The 16,581-nt window shown below is 57.3% G+C and carries 14 protein-coding genes; 9 read left to right on the top strand and 5 right to left on the bottom strand.

Annotation, left to right across the window (positions count from 1 at the left end; genetic code table 11):
• Positions 1-27: 27 nt before the first annotated feature.
• Positions 28-348, bottom strand: coding sequence for an ATP-dependent Clp protease adapter ClpS (clpS, locus tag C1N69_RS07305; RefSeq protein ID WP_006174393.1), 321 nt, complete (start codon positions 346-348; stop codon positions 28-30).
• Between the two features lie 267 nt (positions 349-615).
• Here clpS and cspD point away from each other — a divergent pair, with 267 nt between their 5' ends.
• Positions 616-837 (top strand): cold shock-like protein CspD, encoded by a 222-nt coding sequence (gene cspD, locus C1N69_RS07300; RefSeq protein WP_008499993.1) that lies wholly within the window; start codon positions 616-618, stop codon positions 835-837.
• Positions 838-907: 70 nt separating this feature from the next.
• Here the strand turns inward: cspD and macB are convergent, their stop codons facing one another.
• Together macB and macA are read right to left on the bottom strand one after the other, a co-directional pair.
• Positions 908-2,848, bottom strand: a complete 1,941-nt coding sequence (macB, locus tag C1N69_RS07295) for a macrolide ABC transporter ATP-binding protein/permease MacB (RefSeq protein WP_047958146.1) — start codon at positions 2,846-2,848, stop codon at positions 908-910.
• The gene (gene macA / locus C1N69_RS07290) at positions 2,845-3,960 is read right to left on the bottom strand and encodes a macrolide transporter subunit MacA (RefSeq protein WP_047958145.1); all 1,116 of its coding nucleotides are present in this window, start codon (positions 3,958-3,960) and stop codon (positions 2,845-2,847) included. The genes macB and macA overlap by 4 nt, the downstream gene beginning before the upstream one ends.
• A 159-nt stretch (positions 3,961-4,119) precedes the next feature.
• On the opposite strand from macA, the gene C1N69_RS07285 reads away from it, so the two are divergent.
• Positions 4,120-5,076, top strand: coding sequence for a VirK/YbjX family protein (locus C1N69_RS07285; protein ID WP_047958144.1), 957 nt, complete (start codon positions 4,120-4,122; stop codon positions 5,074-5,076).
• On the opposite strand, the gene C1N69_RS07280 is transcribed toward C1N69_RS07285, so the two are convergent.
• A complete protein-coding gene (locus tag C1N69_RS07280) occupies positions 5,073-6,731 on the bottom strand; it encodes an ATP-dependent endonuclease (protein ID WP_045284513.1) in 1,659 nt (552 codons plus the stop codon). The genes C1N69_RS07285 and C1N69_RS07280 overlap by 4 nt on opposite strands.
• Before the next feature lie 372 nt (positions 6,732-7,103).
• Here C1N69_RS07280 and aqpZ point away from each other — a divergent pair, with 372 nt between their 5' ends.
• From aqpZ to hcr, 4 genes are all read left to right on the top strand, one after another.
• A complete protein-coding gene (aqpZ, locus tag C1N69_RS07275; RefSeq protein WP_025756038.1) occupies positions 7,104-7,799 on the top strand; it encodes an aquaporin Z in 696 nt (231 codons plus the stop codon).
• Positions 7,800-7,967: 168 nt separating this feature from the next.
• Positions 7,968-8,867 carry a LysO family transporter gene (locus C1N69_RS07270; protein ID WP_155030919.1) on the top strand — a complete coding sequence of 300 codons (900 nt, stop codon included), beginning with the start codon at positions 7,968-7,970 and terminating at the stop codon, positions 8,865-8,867.
• A gap of 144 nt (positions 8,868-9,011) precedes the next feature.
• Positions 9,012-10,664: a hydroxylamine reductase gene (gene hcp / locus C1N69_RS07265; protein WP_155030918.1), complete on the top strand. Its 1,653-nt coding sequence runs from the start codon at positions 9,012-9,014 to the stop codon at positions 10,662-10,664.
• Between the two features lie 10 nt (positions 10,665-10,674).
• A complete protein-coding gene (gene hcr / locus C1N69_RS07260; protein WP_155030917.1) occupies positions 10,675-11,643 on the top strand; it encodes an NADH oxidoreductase in 969 nt (322 codons plus the stop codon).
• Positions 11,644-11,741: 98 nt separating this feature from the next.
• Here hcr and C1N69_RS07255 read toward each other — a convergent pair whose 3' ends face one another.
• Positions 11,742-12,176, bottom strand: coding sequence for a DoxX family protein (locus C1N69_RS07255; protein WP_025756042.1), 435 nt, complete (start codon positions 12,174-12,176; stop codon positions 11,742-11,744).
• A 150-nt stretch (positions 12,177-12,326) separates the two neighbouring features.
• On the opposite strand from C1N69_RS07255, the gene poxB reads away from it, so the two are divergent.
• The 3 genes from poxB to C1N69_RS07240 are packed head-to-tail and all read left to right on the top strand — an operon-like array spanning position 12,327 to position 16,531.
• The gene (poxB, locus tag C1N69_RS07250; RefSeq protein WP_047958139.1) at positions 12,327-14,045 is read left to right on the top strand and encodes a ubiquinone-dependent pyruvate dehydrogenase; all 1,719 of its coding nucleotides are present in this window, start codon (positions 12,327-12,329) and stop codon (positions 14,043-14,045) included.
• Positions 14,046-14,082: 37 nt separating this feature from the next.
• Entirely contained in the window at positions 14,083-15,084 is a 1,002-nt protein-coding gene (gene ltaE / locus C1N69_RS07245; protein ID WP_025756044.1) for a low-specificity L-threonine aldolase, read from the top strand.
• Positions 15,085-15,094: 10 nt separating this feature from the next.
• Complete coding sequence (locus C1N69_RS07240) at positions 15,095-16,531, top strand: SDR family oxidoreductase (RefSeq protein WP_104557630.1); 1,437 nt, start codon at positions 15,095-15,097, stop codon at positions 16,529-16,531.
• The last annotated feature ends 50 nt before the right edge of the window (positions 16,532-16,581 follow it).

Raw genomic sequence — 16,581 nt, 5'->3', positions numbered from 1 at the left:
AGGCACCTCCCCCAATTTTATGCCTTATCAGGCCTTTTCCAGCGTACACAGCAACGGATGCTCGTTCTCCCTCGCATAGTCGTTCACCATCGCCACTTTGGTTTCCGCCACTTCGGCGGTGAAGATGCCGCAGATAGCTTTGCCACGATAATGAACGGTAAGCATCAGTTGCGTTGCACGTTCTACATCATAAGAAAAGAACTTTTGTAGCACGTCAATAACAAATTCCATCGGCGTGTAATCATCGTTCATTAACATAACTTTATACATAGATGGCGGTTTTAGCGCATCACGCACTTTGTCTTCCGCCAGCTGGTCAAAATCCAGCCAGTCGTTGGTCTTACCCATTTTGCATAACCACTTTGAATCTACCTCAGATGTTAGATAACAATCATCTATTACTGTCATCCGCGATGTCTGTCACAAACTGTTGCAATAGCGTTAACTGCTTCAAACTTTGGTTGATTATTGTCCCATCTCCAGCGCCAAACGCTTGACGACTTCTTTCGTTTCTCTAAATTGTACAAGCGTGAGATGGCGAGGTTTTGAACAGCCCCCACTCCACCACCGGTTCATTCCATCTTAACTTATAAGATTTACGAAGGATGTCGAAGCATGGAAATGGGTACTGTTAAGTGGTTCAACAACGCCAAAGGGTTTGGCTTCATCTGCCCCGAAGGCGGCGGCGAGGATATCTTCGCTCACTATTCCACCATTCAGATGGATGGTTACAGAACGCTCAAAGCCGGGCAGTCCGTCCGGTTCGATGTACACCAGGGACCCAAAGGCAATCACGCAAGCCTTATCGTACCCATTGAAGCAGAGACGGTTGCATAGCTCTCTGTTTTATTGTGTACATCCCGCAGTCAAAATGCCAGCCCGATCGGCTGGCATTTTTATTTTCAGCCTATTCGCGGGCCAGTGCATCCACCGGATCCAGCCGCGCCGCATTGCGGGCGGGTAACCAGCCAAACAAAATGCCGGTAAAGGTTGAACACAAAAACGCGGTAAGAATGGCCACCGGTGAGAAGCCAATTTCCCAGCCGGGTAAAAAGAGCTGGAGTGCAAATGCGATCATCATCGAGAGCGCAATGCCCATCGCGCCCCCCACCAGACACACCAGCACAGCTTCAATCAAAAACTGTTGCAGGACGTCGCTGGCTCTGGCCCCGACCGCCATGCGAATACCAATCTCACGGGTGCGTTCGGTCACCGACACCAGCATGATATTCATCACCCCGATACCACCAACGACCAGCGAAATGACCGCCACCAGCGTGAGGAACAACTGAAGAGTACGTGTGGTCTTTTCCGCCGTTTTCAAGAGGCCGTCCATGTTCCAGGTGAAGAAATCCTTCTTCCCGTGGCGCAGGGTTAACAGCCGCTCAAGCTGCTGTTCGGCCAGCGCGCTGTCGTAGCCCTCCTTCACGCGCACGGTGATGGAGTTAAGCCAGGACTGCCCCATAATCCGCCCGGAGATGGTGGTATAGGGTAGCCAGACGCGCAGGATCTTGCTGCTGCCAAACATCGACTGCTTCTCTTCCGCCACGCCGATGACCGTAGCCGGCATGTTGCCGACCAGGATCACTTCCCCCACCACATTCGCTTTATTGGGGAAAAGCTGTCTGCGTGAGTTCGCGTCCAGTACCACCACCTGCGCCCTGCCTGCCAGCTGTTCGGCATTGAAGGTCGCACCTTCACTGAAGGTCATACCGTAAACGTTGAAATAGTCCCCGCTGACGCCGTTCGCGCTGGCGGCAACATCCACGTTACCCACGCGCAGGCGCAAATTTTGCGACACGGCCGGCGTAGCCGAGTTAACCCACGGCTGCTTCTGAATCGCCGCCAGATCGTCATATTTCAGGGACTGCTGATACTGCGGCTCGTCGTCGCCAAAGTCTTTGCCGGGATAGACGTCAATGGTATTGGTGCCAATCGCGCGGATATCGGCCAGCACCAGCTGCTTGGCCGCGTCGCCCACCACCACAATCGATACCACCGAGGCGATACCGATAATGATGCCGAGCATGGTGAGCAGGGTGCGCATTTTATTCGCCGCCATCGCCAGCCAGGCCATGGCAAGCGCTTCACGAAAGCCGCTGGAGAATTGTCCCCAGCCGGTGGACGGCGGTAGCGCTTCTTTCGTCGCCGCCGCTCTGGACGCTCCCGGAGGCGGATTACTGACCAGTTCGCCGTCGTGGATCTCAATAATGCGTTCCGCCTGCGCCGCCACCTGCGGGTCATGCGTCACGATAATCACCGTGTGTCCCTGATCGCGCAACTGGTGGAGGATCGCCATCACCTCTTCGCCGGAATGGCTATCGAGCGCCCCGGTGGGTTCATCCGCGAGGATCACCTGCCCGCCGTTCATCAGGGCACGGGCAATACTTACGCGCTGCTGCTGGCCGCCTGAAAGCTGCGAGGGCTGATACTCCACCCGCTCCGCCAGACCCAGACGCGTCAGCAGCATCTGCGCGCGCTCAAGACGCTTTTTCCGCTCCACGCCGGCATAGACCGCCGGCACTTCGACGTTCTGCGCCGCATTGAGGTGAGAGAGCAGATGGTAACGCTGGAAGATAAAGCCGAAGTGCTCCCGACGCAGCTTTGCCAGCGCGTCGCCGTCCAGCGTGGAGATGTCCGTTCCGGCCACGCGATAGGTGCCGCTGGTCGGTTTATCCAGACAGCCGAGAATGTTCATCAGCGTCGATTTACCGGATCCCGATGCACCGACAATCGCCACCATCTCACCCGCCTCCACGCGCAGGGAGATGCCTTTCAGCACCTCCACCGGGCCATCGCCCGAGGGGTAGCTGCGACGAATGTCGTTCAGCTCAAGCAGCGCCGTCATTTCGCGGCTCCGGGCAGGTTTTCGCTGATGACAACCTCCTCACCCTCTTCCAGCCCTTTCACCACCACCACATCGGTGTCGTTGCGCGCGCCAATCACTACTTCACGCTCGCGCGTTTCCCCGTTGCGCAGCACTTTGACTTTATAGCGATTATCCCCTGCGGACTCGCCCAGCGCAGAGAGGGGAATGGTCAGCACGTTCTTCACGCCGGTCAGCTGGATATGCACCTGCGCGGTCATGTCCAGACGCAGCACGCCCTGCGGGTTCGGCACTTCAAAACGGGCATAGTAGAAGATGGCGTCGTTAACCTTTTCCGGCGTCGGCAGAATATCTTTCAGCACGCCTTCGTAGCGGGTCTGCGGATCCCCCAGCACCGTAAACCAGGCGTTTTGCCCCGGTTTGAGATGGATAACGTCCGCCTCGGAGACCTGAGCTTTGACCAGCATGGTGCTCATGTCCGCCAGCGTCAGGATGTTTGGCGCCTGCTGCGCGGCAATCACCGTCTGTCCCTGCAGGGTGGTGATCTGAGTGACTTCGCCAGCCATCGGCGCGACGATTTGCGTGTAGTCGAGGTTGGTTTTCGCCGTGTCCAGCGAGGCCTGGTTGCGTTTGATTTGCGCGTCGATGGTGCCAATCTGCGCCTGTTTTACCGCCAGCTCTGTGGTGGCCGTATCTAAATCTTGTTTCGAAATGGCCTGGGTTTTCGCCAGCGCCTGCTGGCGGGTGAGTGTGACCTGAGCCAGGTTGCGCTCTGCCAGCGCCTGGGCGCGCTGAGCGCGCAGCTCCATCAGCGTGGCTTCCACCTCGCGGATCTGGTTCTCAGCCTGTTCAGGATCGATAACCCCAAGCAGCTGGCCTTTTTTCACCTTATCGCCAATCTCTACCGACAGCGTTTTCAACTGGCCGCTCACCTGGGCACCCACGTCAACCTTGCGCAGGGCATCCAGCTTGCCCGTCGCGAGGACGTTTTGCTGCAGTTCGCCAGGACGAACAATCAATGTCTGATACTGTGGCACAGGCGCATTAAGCACTTGCCATAGCCAGTACCCACCGGCTAATACCACGACCGCCAGCAGCAGAAACAGCGTTCTGCGTTTTCCCTTAAGGTTCATAAATATTCCAATTAAATGTTCTGGCAATAATAAATGTTGATTCTAACTAAACGACTCCTCAACGAAACCCCTGTTCTCTGAAATCGTCACAATTTGTTTACGAGACGTTGAACGTTCGCCTGCTGAAATGAAGCTATTCATCAAGAAGCAGGATCTATCATGTCTTCCATCGTCGATACACCTTTTTCCAGCCTGCCACAGCCTAAATCGGGCTGGCAGCTCTTCAAAAATCTGGCTTTCGGTACGCTCACGCCAGGGCTGGCGTGGCAGAACCCCGCCTATCGACGTAAATTCATGTTACGTTCGCTGGCGACGCCCATTAGCACCGCGCGCCTGTTAACGAGCCTTGCTAAGCAACCGCGTCTGATGCAGATGCTGCAGGTCCAGCCAGGACTGCCGTGCCGGCTGCATCGCCCCTGGCTGACGGTGAAGATGGATCGTCAGCATGCGCTGGAATCGCTTAACTGGCACTATCAGACCCTGAGCCGCCAGCTTCCTGCGACGCTGCTTGCGGGTTATCTTTCTAAGCCAGGTTACACCCTGCTGACCTTAACCGGCAAAGAGGAACAGCAGTTCACCGTTCGTCTGTGCGCTGATGCGTTCCTGGATAAAGAAGGGGAAGCCACACTCGCCTTCTGCGACAGGCACAACACGGTGCTGGCGGAAATGACCTTTACGCTCTGCCAGTTTGCAGGAAAAACGACGCTGTTCATCGGTGGTCTACAGGGCGCAAAAGCGCACGTTCCCCATGAACTGATCCAGGGGGCGACGAAAGCCTGTCACGGTCTGTTCCCGAAACGTCTGCTGCTGGAAGCCGCGATGACGCTTGGCACCGCTTTCCCGGTCGAGCAGATCGTTGCCGTCAGTAACGCCACACACATCTATCGCAGCTGGCGTTACCGCAAGAAAAAAGAGGGGAAACTGCTGGCTGATTACGATAGTTTCTGGGTCTCGATCGGCGGTGAAAAACAGGATAATGGTCACTTCCTGTTGCCGCTTGTCATGCCGCGTAAACCGATGGAAGAGATCGCGAGCAAAAAGCGCGCCGAGTATCGCCGTCGTTATGAACTGCTGGATAGCCTGATTCAGCAGGTCAATCAGGCAACCCAACGCTAATCCGCTTTCCCGCGCGCCAGCCACAGCACGCGGGAAAACATCTTACGTAGCAGAGTCGGTACCGCCTCCACGCCCCGCCTTCCCGCTTCTGTCGCCACTTCAATGGCTAAATCCGGTTTTGACGAACGATGAATGGCTTTGGCGATCACGCGCCGCATGTTCATCGGGACATCGACAGGCACCATGGCAATTCGGTGGAATACGTCGTCGAACCCCTGACGATACATAAAGTGCTCCATGTCCATCGCGGGCAGCATAGTTAAATGGTCGCGCTCTTCTTCCCGCTCGTTATTGAGCAGGCTACGCACGGTCGAGGCATATTTTTTGCCCGCCTCATCACCGTCGACCAGGACGTGCCACTCGATCCCCATCCGGCGTGCGAATTTAATCAACGGCTTTAATCCCGACTGGGCGAATTCGATCACCTTAATGCCTTCCGCATCAAAATGGTGCCCACACTGGCGCGCCAGCTCGTTAATGACCCAGGTTTCCGTCTCTCCCTCCACCAGCAGCCAGCAGCGGGCAAAGAGCGACGACGCCCGGTTAAAGCGGATATGAAACGCGATGCGCCGTCCGTCTTCCGCGTTCATGCCGCCCGGCCCCAGTCGGTAAGCGGTGACACGGGAGGATTCACGCACCAGACGACAGACGTGTTCTACCGGCGTCAGGGATAATAGCTCACCGGAATTGGTGGTCGTAATGCGCTGGAGCGGCAGCAGATTCAGAAGATGCCATGCCACGGAGAGCATAATGGGATGCAGGCGGGTTTCAGGATCTTCCACCAGCAACAGCGGTCGGGCATCCCGGTCAAGACGGACGGTGCCTTTGGCCTGCAGAAGCGTGGAGAACAGCCCCAGCAAAATCACCCGATGCGTACGCCCGCCGGGCCGGTCAATCATTCGGTTAATGATATCGAGATAGCGCCAGCTTCGTTGCTCATCATGAGAGCGGCGGCGCATCAGACGATGGCGGGACTCCGAGGTCCCCTGCTCGGAAAAATAGTGCTCCAGCAGTTGTACCATCGCGGACAACCCCTGGCGGATTTGACCATCGGTCAGATTTTGTGGACGAGACACCAGCTCCCGCGCCAGAAAATCCAGCTCGCGGGCGGTGACTTCCACTTCCGGCATATTCGGTACGGTACCGTTACGAATACGCCGCATAAAACGCGCATCGCGCAAGCGTAATACCGGCGTCAGGCGGATCAGGTGGCGGGCCAGATCGTCAATATTGTCCAGCGGGATAGGATTGGCTTTCTCGTCGAGAAACTCACGCAGCGTGAGTACGCCTTCGTTCTCCGCCATCTCCCCTTCCAGCCGATAGAAAATCCGGTGGAAGCCGTCATCGCACGGCACCCAGCAGGGTGACAGCGGACGGAAGCGCCGCACGCGGTGACGGCCCGGTTCGGATTCCCGGAACGTCAGAATGATATGCAGGTGTTTCTCGCGGCCATTGACATCACCGGGCGGAAACCAGAAATCGTCCCGGACGAAGTGATACAGATCGTCTTCGGGCGAAAGCAGCAACGTCAGCGCATCCAGCAGGCTGGACTTACCCCACGCGTTCTCGCCGATCAGGACGTTGTTCTGCTCCAGCTGCAGCGACAGGCGGTTAATACCGCGAAACCCGACAATTTCCACTCGTTCGAGAAGCATAAGTCCCCCGCGAAATGATCACTTTTTCCTTTAAGTTATCAGCAGTATAGCGGGAGGATGCCGCGCAGAACACTGCCAGAGGTCCTGATTATTCTGCGCAAGCACGAAAAATTAAGAATTTCCGTGGCAGGTTTCATTTGAAATAGTGTCAACAGCACAACAAACTATTGTCCGCAAATTGGACTATGCTCTATTCACCTCCAGTTTGAACAAGGATTGACATCACATTGCCTTAAATCAAATTAAACAAATTTATTTAAGTGGCGAAGGGATGTTATTGGTTTTTAAAATACAGGCTCTTTGAGTCGTCATCCCTTTATGGCGATATATCCCGTTTGCGGGAAAGCGTGCGGAAATTATGTTGAGGTGGTTATGTTTAGAAAATTGGCAGCAGAATGCTTTGGTACATTCTGGCTGGTATTTGGTGGCTGCGGTAGCGCCGTTCTGGCAGCAGCATTCCCGGAATTAGGTATTGGTTTTGTCGGCGTGGCGCTGGCCTTTGGTTTAACCGTATTAACCATGGCCTTTGCCGTGGGTCATATTTCCGGCGGTCATTTTAACCCGGCCGTGACGCTGGGTTTATGGGCCGGCGGTCGTTTCCCGGCGAAAGAGGTGATCGGTTATATCGTCGCCCAGGTGGTGGGCGGTATCATTGCCGCAGCCGTTCTGTACGTCATCGCCAGCGGTAAAGCGGGCTTCGACGCGGCAGCCAGCGGTTTCGCCTCTAACGGCTTCGGCGAACACTCTCCGGGCGGTTATTCCATGCTGTCGGCTATCGTGATTGAAATTGTGCTGACCGCTGGTTTCCTGCTGGTGATCCACGGCGCAACCGACAAACACGCACCTGCTGGTTTCGCACCGATTGCCATTGGTCTGGCATTGACGCTTATCCACCTGATCTCCATTCCGGTCACCAACACCTCCGTTAACCCGGCGCGCAGTACCGCAGTGGCTATCTTCCAGGGTGGCTGGGCGCTGGAGCAGCTGTGGCTGTTCTGGGTCATGCCTATCGTCGGCGGTATTCTGGGCGGCGTGCTGTATCGCACCCTGCTGGAAAAACGCGATTAATCTTCCCTCCCTCTACTGTGGGAGAGGGCCAGGGTGAGGGCAACAGGCCGCACACACAGGCCGGGTAAGGCGTAGCGCCACCCGGCTTTCTTTTTGCCGCTTTACTGAACAGCCTTTATTGGGTAGTGTCTCTGGCGCTCAACAGATACTCACAAGGACCGGCTGTTCATGTTTTCAGGACTCCTCATTATTCTGCTGCCCCTGATTGTGGGCTATCTTATCCCACTGCATCAGGAATCCGCCTTACGGCTGATTAACCGTTTTCTCAGCTGGATTGTTTACGTCATTCTTTTTTTTATGGGAATACGCCTGGCCTTTCTGGATAACCTGGCGACCAATCTGCTGGCGATTCTGCATTATTCTGCGGTCACTGTTGTGGTTATTTTGCTGTGCAATATTGCTGCATTGTTCTGGCTTGAACGCACTATTCCGTGGAAAAACCACCACCATCAGGAAAAACTTCCGTCCCGCATAGCGATGGCGCTGGAATCATTAAAACTGTGCGGCGTCGTGGTGCTCGGTTTTCTTCTGGGGCTGACCGGCTGGGCGTTTTTACAGCACGCGACAGAGGCCAGCGAATATACGCTGATCTTCCTGCTGTTCCTGATTGGTATCCAGCTGCGAAATAATGGCATGACCCTGAAGCAAATTGTCCTCAATCGTCGGGGAATGATGGTCGCGGTTATTGTTATCGCCAGTTCTATGGTGGCGGGCGTGATTAACGCTTTTATTCTCGACCTGCCGCTGAAAACCGGTCTGGCCATGGCGTCAGGTTTTGGCTGGTACTCCCTCTCCGGCATTCTGCTAACCGAGTCCTTCGGTCCGGTGATTGGCAGCGCCGCCTTCTTTAACGATCTGGCGCGTGAGTTGCTTGCTATCATGCTAATCCCGGGCCTGGTGCGCCGCAGCCGCTCTACCGCACTGGGGCTTTGCGGCGCGACGTCGATGGACTTTACCCTCCCGGTACTGCAGCGTTCTGGCGGACTGGAGATGGTACCCGCCGCCATTGTTCACGGCTTTATTTTAAGCCTGCTGGTTCCCGTTCTGATGGCACTCTTCTCTGCCTGATACCTCTTTGGCGGTAGCGAACCTGCCGCCAAAATTGCGCTAAATCAAGCTCCCTCTATTTTGTCGTAGAAAGCCCTTTTCACCGTTCTGACACAGGCATAACCTTAAACATGTATATCAAATATAACTTTAACAGGTGTGATTATGTTTTGTGTGCAATGTGAACAAACCATCCGTACCCCGGCAGGCAATGGCTGCTCTTACGCACAGGGTATGTGCGGCAAAACCGCAGAAACATCTGACCTGCAGGACCTGCTGATTGCGGCCCTGCAAGGCCTTTCCGCATGGGCATCCAAAGCCCGCGAATACGGCATCATCGACCACCACGTCGACAGCTTCGCCCCGCGCGCCTTCTTTTCCACGCTGACCAACGTCAACTTCGACTCCCCGCGCATCGTCGGGTATGCCCGCGAAGCAATTGCCCTGCGTGAAGCGCTGAAAGCGCAGTGCCTGAAGGCGGATGCGAGCGCACGCGTGGAACACCCGATGTCTGAACTTCAGCTGGTGAGTGACGATCTGGGCGAGTTGCAGCGTCAGGCGGCGGAATTCACCCCAAATAAAGACAAAGCCGTGATTGGTGAGAACATTCTCGGCCTGCGCCTGCTGTGCCTGTACGGTCTGAAAGGCGCTGCGGCGTATATGGAGCACGCGCACGTTCTGGGTCAGTACGACAATGAGATTTACGCCCAGTACCACAACATTATGGCGTGGCTGGGGACCTGGCCTGCCGATATGAATGCGCTGCTGGAATGCGCCATGGAAATCGGCCAGATGAACTTCCGTGTGATGAGCATTCTGGATGCCGGTGAAACCAGCACCTATGGGCACCCAACGCCAACCCAGGTCAACGTCAAAGCGACCAAAGGCAAATGCATTCTGATCTCCGGTCATGACCTGAAAGATCTCTATAACCTGCTGAAACAAACCGAAGGCACCGGCGTTAACGTCTATACCCACGGGGAAATGCTACCGGCGCACGGCTATCCGGAGCTGCGTAAATTTAAGCATCTGATCGGTAACTACGGCAGCGGCTGGCAGAACCAGCAGGTCGAGTTCGCCCACTTCCCGGGTCCTGTTGTGATGACCTCAAACTGCATCATCGACCCGACCGTCGGGGCATATGACGACCGCATCTGGACCCGCAGCATCGTTGGCTGGCCGGGCGTGAGCCACCTCGAAGGTGACGATTTCGGTCCGGTGATTGCGCAGGCGCAGCAGATGGCCGGCTTCCCGTACAGCGAGATCCCGCATCTCATCACCGTCGGCTTCGGTCGCGAAACCCTGCTCGGCGCTGCAGATTCCCTGATTGACCTCGTCAGCCGTGAAAAACTGCGTCATATCTTCCTGATCGGCGGCTGCGACGGCGCGCGCGGCGAGCGTAACTACTTCACCGACTTCGCCACCCGCGTGCCGGAAGATTGCCTGATCCTGACTTTGGCCTGCGGTAAATACCGTTTCAACAAACTGGACTTCGGCAATATCGAAGGTCTGCCGCGTCTGGTGGATGCCGGTCAGTGTAACGATGCCTATTCAGCCATCATTCTGGCGGTCACCCTGGCGGAAAAACTGGGCTGTGGCGTAAACGATCTGCCGCTGTCTCTGGTGCTCTCCTGGTTTGAGCAGAAGGCCATTGTGATCCTGCTGACCCTGCTTTCGCTGGGCGTAACCAACATCGTCACCGGCCCGACTGCGCCAGGTTTCCTGACACCGGACCTGCTGGCCGTACTGAATGAAAAATTCGGTCTGCGTTCCGTGACCACCGTTGAAGAAGACATGCAGCAGCTGCTGAGCGCGTAAGGAGTTATTCATGACCATGCCAACCTCACAATGTCCGTGGCGGATGCAGGTCCATCACATCCATCAGGAGACGCCGGATGTGTGGACGCTGTCACTGCTGTGCCATGACTACTATCCGTACCGCGCGGGTCAGTATGCACTGGTCAGTGTCCACAACAGTGCGGATACACTGCGCGCCTACACGCTTTCCTCCACGCCGGGCGTGAGCGAGTACATTACGCTGACCATCCGCCGTATTGATGACGGGGCTGGCTCCCGGTGGCTGACCCGGGACGTGAAGCGTGGGGATTACCTCTGGCTGTCTGACGCCCAGGGCGATTTCACCTGTGACGACAAAGCAGAGGATAAATTCCTGCTGCTGGCCGCCGGTTGTGGCGTGACGCCGATTATGTCAATGCGCCGCTGGCTGGCCAAAAACCGCCCGCAGGCTGACGTGCAGGTGATCTTCAGTGTGCGTTCACCGGACGATGTGATCTTTGCCGACGAGTGGCGCAACTATCCGGTCACGCTGGTGGCAGAACGCAACGCGACGCACGGTTTTGTCGCGGGGCGTCTGAACCGCGAACTGCTGCGAAGCGTACCGGATATCGCAAACCGTACCGTGATGACCTGCGGCCCGGCACCGTACATGGCTAGTGTGGAAGAGGACGTAAAAGCGCTCGGCGTCACCCGCTTCTTCAAAGAGCAGTTCTTCACGCCGGTGGCAGAGGCGGCAACCAGCGGGATCCAGTTCACCAAACTGCAACCGGCGCAGACCTTCTTTGGCCGCGTGGGCACCACGCTGCTGGAGGCGCTGGAGAGCAATAAAGTACCGGTGGCTGCAGCCTGTCGTGCTGGCGTGTGTGGGTGCTGTAAAACGAAAGTGGTCTCCGGTGACTACACCGTCACCAGCACCATGACGCTGACGGATGCGGAAATTGCCGAGGGTTATGTGCTGGCGTGCTCATGTCATCCGCAGGGGGACCTGGTCCTGGCATAAACGATAAACGTTAAATGTTCGATCGTAGGCCCGGTAAGCGTAAGCGCCACCGGGCTTTTTTGCCGGGTGGCACTGCGTTTACCCGGCCTACAACCACCCTACCGCCACGCGGGCGCTTTCCCCAGCGCGTAACGCCCGGCGCCTAAAAACGCCACCGCCAGCGAGCCGATAAAGAAGTACATCAGGCTCTCAATCGCCCAGGCCCCCACGGCATCCAGCGCAAAGGTTTTGCCCGTGCCCACCATCAGCCAGGCCACGATCATGGTGAACGCCAGCACCAGCGCCGCCGGGCGCGTGAAGAGCCCGACGATAATCAGGATCGGTGCCACCACTTCGCCAATCAGCACGCCGTAAGCGATAAATCCCGGCAATCCTTTTTCCACCAGCATGCCGCTGATAAACCCGACGCCGCCAAACAACTTGTGTAAACCGTGAAACAGCATCAGCCCGCCGACGGCAAGTCGTAACAAGAGTTTACCGAGATCGTCACACGCGAGCTTTTCATTCACAGCCATTAACAATGATTTAACCATTTGAAATCCTTTATTTTTCACCCTGTACCCGAACAGATTATGCCGAACAATGACTCATGAAAACCACCTTTAAATGAGGGGTATTGCGCAGGCAATACAGTGACTTCTTCTAAGCTTGTAGGCGATATCACAAAAAGGAGACGGACCACCATGAAACAAACCGTGGCTGCATATATAGCGAAGACCCTGGAACAGGCAGGCGTAAAACGTATCTGGGGCGTAACCGGGGATTCCCTTAACGGCCTCAGCGATAGCCTTAACAGGATGAAGACCATTGAATGGATGTCGACCCGTCATGAAGAGGTCGCCGCCTTTGCTGCCGGTGCCGAAGCACAGCTCACGGGTGAACTGGCCGTCTGCGCCGGGTCGTGCGGGCCGGGTAACCTGCATCTGATCAACGGGCTGTTCGACTGCCACCGCAATCACGTACCGGTGCTGGCGATAGCCGCCCACATCCCCTCTTCCGAAATCGGCAGCGGCTATTTTCAGGAGACGCATCCGCAGGAGCTGTTCCGTGAATGCAGCCACTATTGCGAGCTGGTTTCATCCCCGGAGCAGATCCCGCAGGTGCTGGCGATTGCCATGCGCAAGGCGGTGCTGAACCGGGGCGTTTCTGTGGTCGTCATCCCGGGCGACGTGGCCCTCAGGGCGGCGCCTGAAGGGGCCAGTACCCACTGGTACCACGCGCCGCAGCCGATCATCACCCCAGCGGAAGAGGAGCTGAAAAAGCTGGCGCAGCTGCTGCGCTACTCCAGCAATATCGCCCTGATGTGCGGCAGCGGATGTGCCGGCGCGCACAAGGAGCTGCTTGAATTTGCGGGCAAGCTGAAAGCCCCAATTGTTCATGCCCTGCGCGGCAAAGAGCATGTCGAGTACGATAACCCCTATGACGTGGGAATGACCGGGCTGATCGGTTTTTCCAGCGGCTTCCACACCATGATGAACGCCGACACCCTGATTTTGCTCGGCACCCAGTTCCCGTATCGCGCGTTCTACCCGACGGATGCCAAAATCATTCAGATTGATATCAACCCGGCCAGCATCGGCGCACACAGTAAGGTCGATATGGCGCTGGTGGGAGACATCAAATCCACCCTTGCCGCCCTGCTGCCGCTGCTGGAAGAGAAAACAGATCGCAGGTTCCTCGACAAGGCCCTCAGCGATTATCGCGATGCCCGCAAGGGGCTGGACGACCTCGCTAAACCGAGCGACAAAGCGATCCACCCGCAGTATCTGGCCCAGCAGATCAGCCATTTCGCGGACGACGATGCCATCTTCACCTGTGACGTGGGCACCCCCACCGTCTGGGCGGCGCGCTATCTGAAAATGAACGGCAAACGCCGTCTGCTCGGCTCGTTCAACCACGGCTCGATGGCGAACGCCATGCCGCAGGCGCTGGGAGCAAAAGCGACAGCGCCGGAGCGTCAGGTGGTGGCGATGTGCGGCGATGGCGGGTTCAGCATGCTGATGGGGGATTTCCTGTCGGTGGTACAAATGAAGTTGCCCCTGAAAATCGTGGTCTTTAATAACAGCGTGCTGGGCTTTGTGGCGATGGAGATGAAAGCCGGCGGCTATCTGACAGACGGCACCGAGCTGCACGACACCAACTTCGCGCGCATCGCCGAGGCCTGTGGCATTACCGGCATCCGCGTGGAGAAAGCGTCAGAGGTGGATGAAGCCCTGCAGCGCGCCTTTTCCATCGACGGCCCGGTGCTGGTGGATGTCGTGGTCGCCAAAGAGGAGCTGGCCATCCCGCCGCAGATCAAGCTGGAGCAGGCCAAAGGCTTTAGCCTCTACATGCTGCGTGCGATCATCAGCGGCCGCGGCGATGAGGTGATCGAACTGGCAAAAACCAACTGGCTCAGGTAAAACATCTGGCATCGCCTTTTAAATATAAGGACATGCCATGATTGATTTACGCAGTGATACCGTTACCCGCCCGAGTCGCGCCATGCTCGAAGAGATGATGGCCGCCCCGGTCGGGGACGACGTTTACGGTGACGATCCGACCGTAAACGAGCTGCAGCGCTATGCTGCGGAGCTCAGCGGCAAAGAGGCCGCCCTGTTCCTGCCCACCGGAACCCAGGCTAACCTGGTGGCGCTGCTCAGCCACTGCGAGCGCGGCGAAGAGTACATTGTCGGCCAGGGGGCACATAACTATCTCTACGAAGCAGGCGGTGCCGCAGTGCTCGGCAGCATTCAGCCGCAGCCGATTGACGCCGCACCGGACGGCACCCTGCCGCTCGACAAAGTCGCCGCGAAAATCAAAGCCGACGATATCCATTTCGCCCGCACCCGGCTGCTCAGCCTCGAAAACACCCATAACGGCAAAGTCCTGCCGCGCGAGTACCTGAAAGCGGCGTGGGAATTCACCCGCGAACGCAAACTCGGGCTGCACGTGGACGGCGCGCGTATTTTTAACGCCGTGGTGGCCTACGGCTGCGAGCTGAAAGAGATTACGCAATACTGCGATTCGTTCACCATCTGCCTCTCTAAAGGGCTGGGTACGCCTGTCGGCTCCCTGCTGGTGGGCAACGCGGACTACATTAAGCGCGCGAACCGCTGGCGCAAGATGACCGGCGGCGGCATGCGCCAGGCCGGTATTCTGGCGGCGGCGGGTCTGTATGCCCTGAAAAACAACGTGGCGCGCCTGAAGGACGATCACGACAATGCCGCGTGGATGGCGACGCAGCTGCGTGAAATTGGCGCCGACGTGATGCGCCACGACACCAACATGCTGTTCGTTCGCGTGGGCGATGACCATGCCGCGGCGCTGGGTGAGTTTCTGAAAGCGCGTGGCGTGCTGATCAATGCGTCACCCGTTGTGCGTCTGGTGATGCATCTCGACGTGAGTCGCGCACAGCTGGCGGACGTGGTGAAACACTGGCAGGCGTTTTTACAGCGTTAAGGAGCAGAACGTGCCGCAGCGTATTCTGGTGCTTGGCGCCAGCGGGTATATCGGTCAGCATCTCACCGCGGCGTTAAGCCAGCAGGGGCATCAGGTGCTGGCGGCGGCACGCAACACGGAACGCCTGCAAAAGCAGAACCTGCCCGGCGTGACCTGCCACAACGTCGACCTCAACTGGCCTGTCGCGCTGCCAGCACTGCTGGAGGGGGTCGATACGCTTTATTACCTGGTGCACAGCATGGGCGAAGGGGGCGATTTTATCGCCCACGAACGTCAGGTGGCCCTCAACGTGCGCGATGCGCTGCGGCAAACGCCGGTGAAGCAGGTGATTTTTTTAAGTTCGCTTCAGGCTCCTGAAAATGCGCAGTCCGACCATCTGCGTGCGCGCCAGCTTACCGCTGACACCTTGCGCAGTGCGAACATTCCCGTCACGGAACTGCGCGCCGGCATTATCGTCGGTGCCGGTTCCGCCGCCTTCGAAGTGATGCGCGATATGGTCTACAACCTGCCGGTGCTCACGCCGCCGCGCTGGGTCCGCTCGCGTACCACGCCCATCGCGCTGGAGAATCTGCTGCATTATCTGGTGGCATTACTGGATCATCCGGCGGAACAGCACCGCGTGTTCGAAGCCGCTGGCCCGGAAGTGCTGAGCTATCAGGAACAGTTTGAACACTTTATGCGCGTCAGCGGCCGTCGACGCTGGCTGATCCCGATCCCCTTCCCGACCCGCTGGATCTCGGTGTGGTTTTTGAATGTGATCACCTCCGTCCCGCCGACGACAGCCAAAGCCCTGATCCAGGGGCTGAAACACGATCTGTTGGCAGACGATAGCGCGCTTCGCGCCTTAATTCCCCAGACGTTGATCCGCTTTGACGAGGCCGTGCGCAACACGCTGCAAGAAGAGGCGCAGCTGGTGAACTCCAGCGACTGGGGCTACGACGCCCAGGCGTTTGCCCGCTGGCGGCCAGAGTACGGTTATTACCCGAAACAGGCGGGCTGCACGGTAGAAACCCCGGCCAGTCTGGCCGCGCTGTGGGAGGTGGTAAACCAGATTGGCGGTAAAGAGCGTTACTTCTTCGGTAACCTGCTCTGGCAAACTCGCGGAGCGATGGACCTGCTGGTGGGCCACCGGCTGGCAAAAGGCCGCCCGGCGCGCCCGTATCTTGAGGTGGGCGACGCGGTGGACAGCTGGAAGGTGATCGTCGTCGAACCGGAAAAACAGCTGGCACTGCTGTTCGGTATGAAAGCGCCGGGACTCGGCCGGCTTTGCTTTACCCTGAAAGACAAAGGCGATCATCGTGAACTGGACGTCCGCGCCTGGTGGCATCCGCACGGCATGCCCGGTCTGTTCTACTGGTTGTTCATGATCCCGGCGCACCTGTTTATCTTTCGCGGGATGGCAAAGCGGATTGCGCAACGGGCAGAACAAAAGACGGAAAAGATCTAAATAAAACTCTCTTTCTTTCACCTTTCCCATTGCATAGCGCCGTAATTCAC

Source organism: Enterobacter sichuanensis (assembly GCF_009036245.1).
GTDB lineage: Bacteria > Pseudomonadota > Gammaproteobacteria > Enterobacterales > Enterobacteriaceae > Enterobacter > Enterobacter sichuanensis.
This window is presented reverse-complemented; position numbering and strand designations above follow the sequence as displayed.

Coding starts and splice junctions, on each gene's coding strand:
- C1N69_RS07285 (WP_047958144.1), top strand. CDS start 4,120: ATGTCTTCCATCGTCGATACACCTTTTTCCAGCCTGCCACAGCCTAAA.
- ltaE (WP_025756044.1), top strand. CDS start 14,083: ATGATTGATTTACGCAGTGATACCGTTACCCGCCCGAGTCGCGCCATG.
- macA (WP_047958145.1), bottom strand. CDS start 3,960: ATGAACCTTAAGGGAAAACGCAGAACGCTGTTTCTGCTGCTGGCGGTC.
- cspD (WP_008499993.1), top strand. CDS start 616: ATGGAAATGGGTACTGTTAAGTGGTTCAACAACGCCAAAGGGTTTGGC.
- aqpZ (WP_025756038.1), top strand. CDS start 7,104: ATGTTTAGAAAATTGGCAGCAGAATGCTTTGGTACATTCTGGCTGGTA.
- C1N69_RS07270 (WP_155030919.1), top strand. CDS start 7,968: ATGTTTTCAGGACTCCTCATTATTCTGCTGCCCCTGATTGTGGGCTAT.
- clpS (WP_006174393.1), bottom strand. CDS start 348: ATGGGTAAGACCAACGACTGGCTGGATTTTGACCAGCTGGCGGAAGAC.
- hcr (WP_155030917.1), top strand. CDS start 10,675: ATGACCATGCCAACCTCACAATGTCCGTGGCGGATGCAGGTCCATCAC.
- C1N69_RS07255 (WP_025756042.1), bottom strand. CDS start 12,176: ATGGTTAAATCATTGTTAATGGCTGTGAATGAAAAGCTCGCGTGTGAC.
- poxB (WP_047958139.1), top strand. CDS start 12,327: ATGAAACAAACCGTGGCTGCATATATAGCGAAGACCCTGGAACAGGCA.
- hcp (WP_155030918.1), top strand. CDS start 9,012: ATGTTTTGTGTGCAATGTGAACAAACCATCCGTACCCCGGCAGGCAAT.
- macB (WP_047958146.1), bottom strand. CDS start 2,848: ATGACGGCGCTGCTTGAGCTGAACGACATTCGTCGCAGCTACCCCTCG.
- C1N69_RS07280 (WP_045284513.1), bottom strand. CDS start 6,731: ATGCTTCTCGAACGAGTGGAAATTGTCGGGTTTCGCGGTATTAACCGC.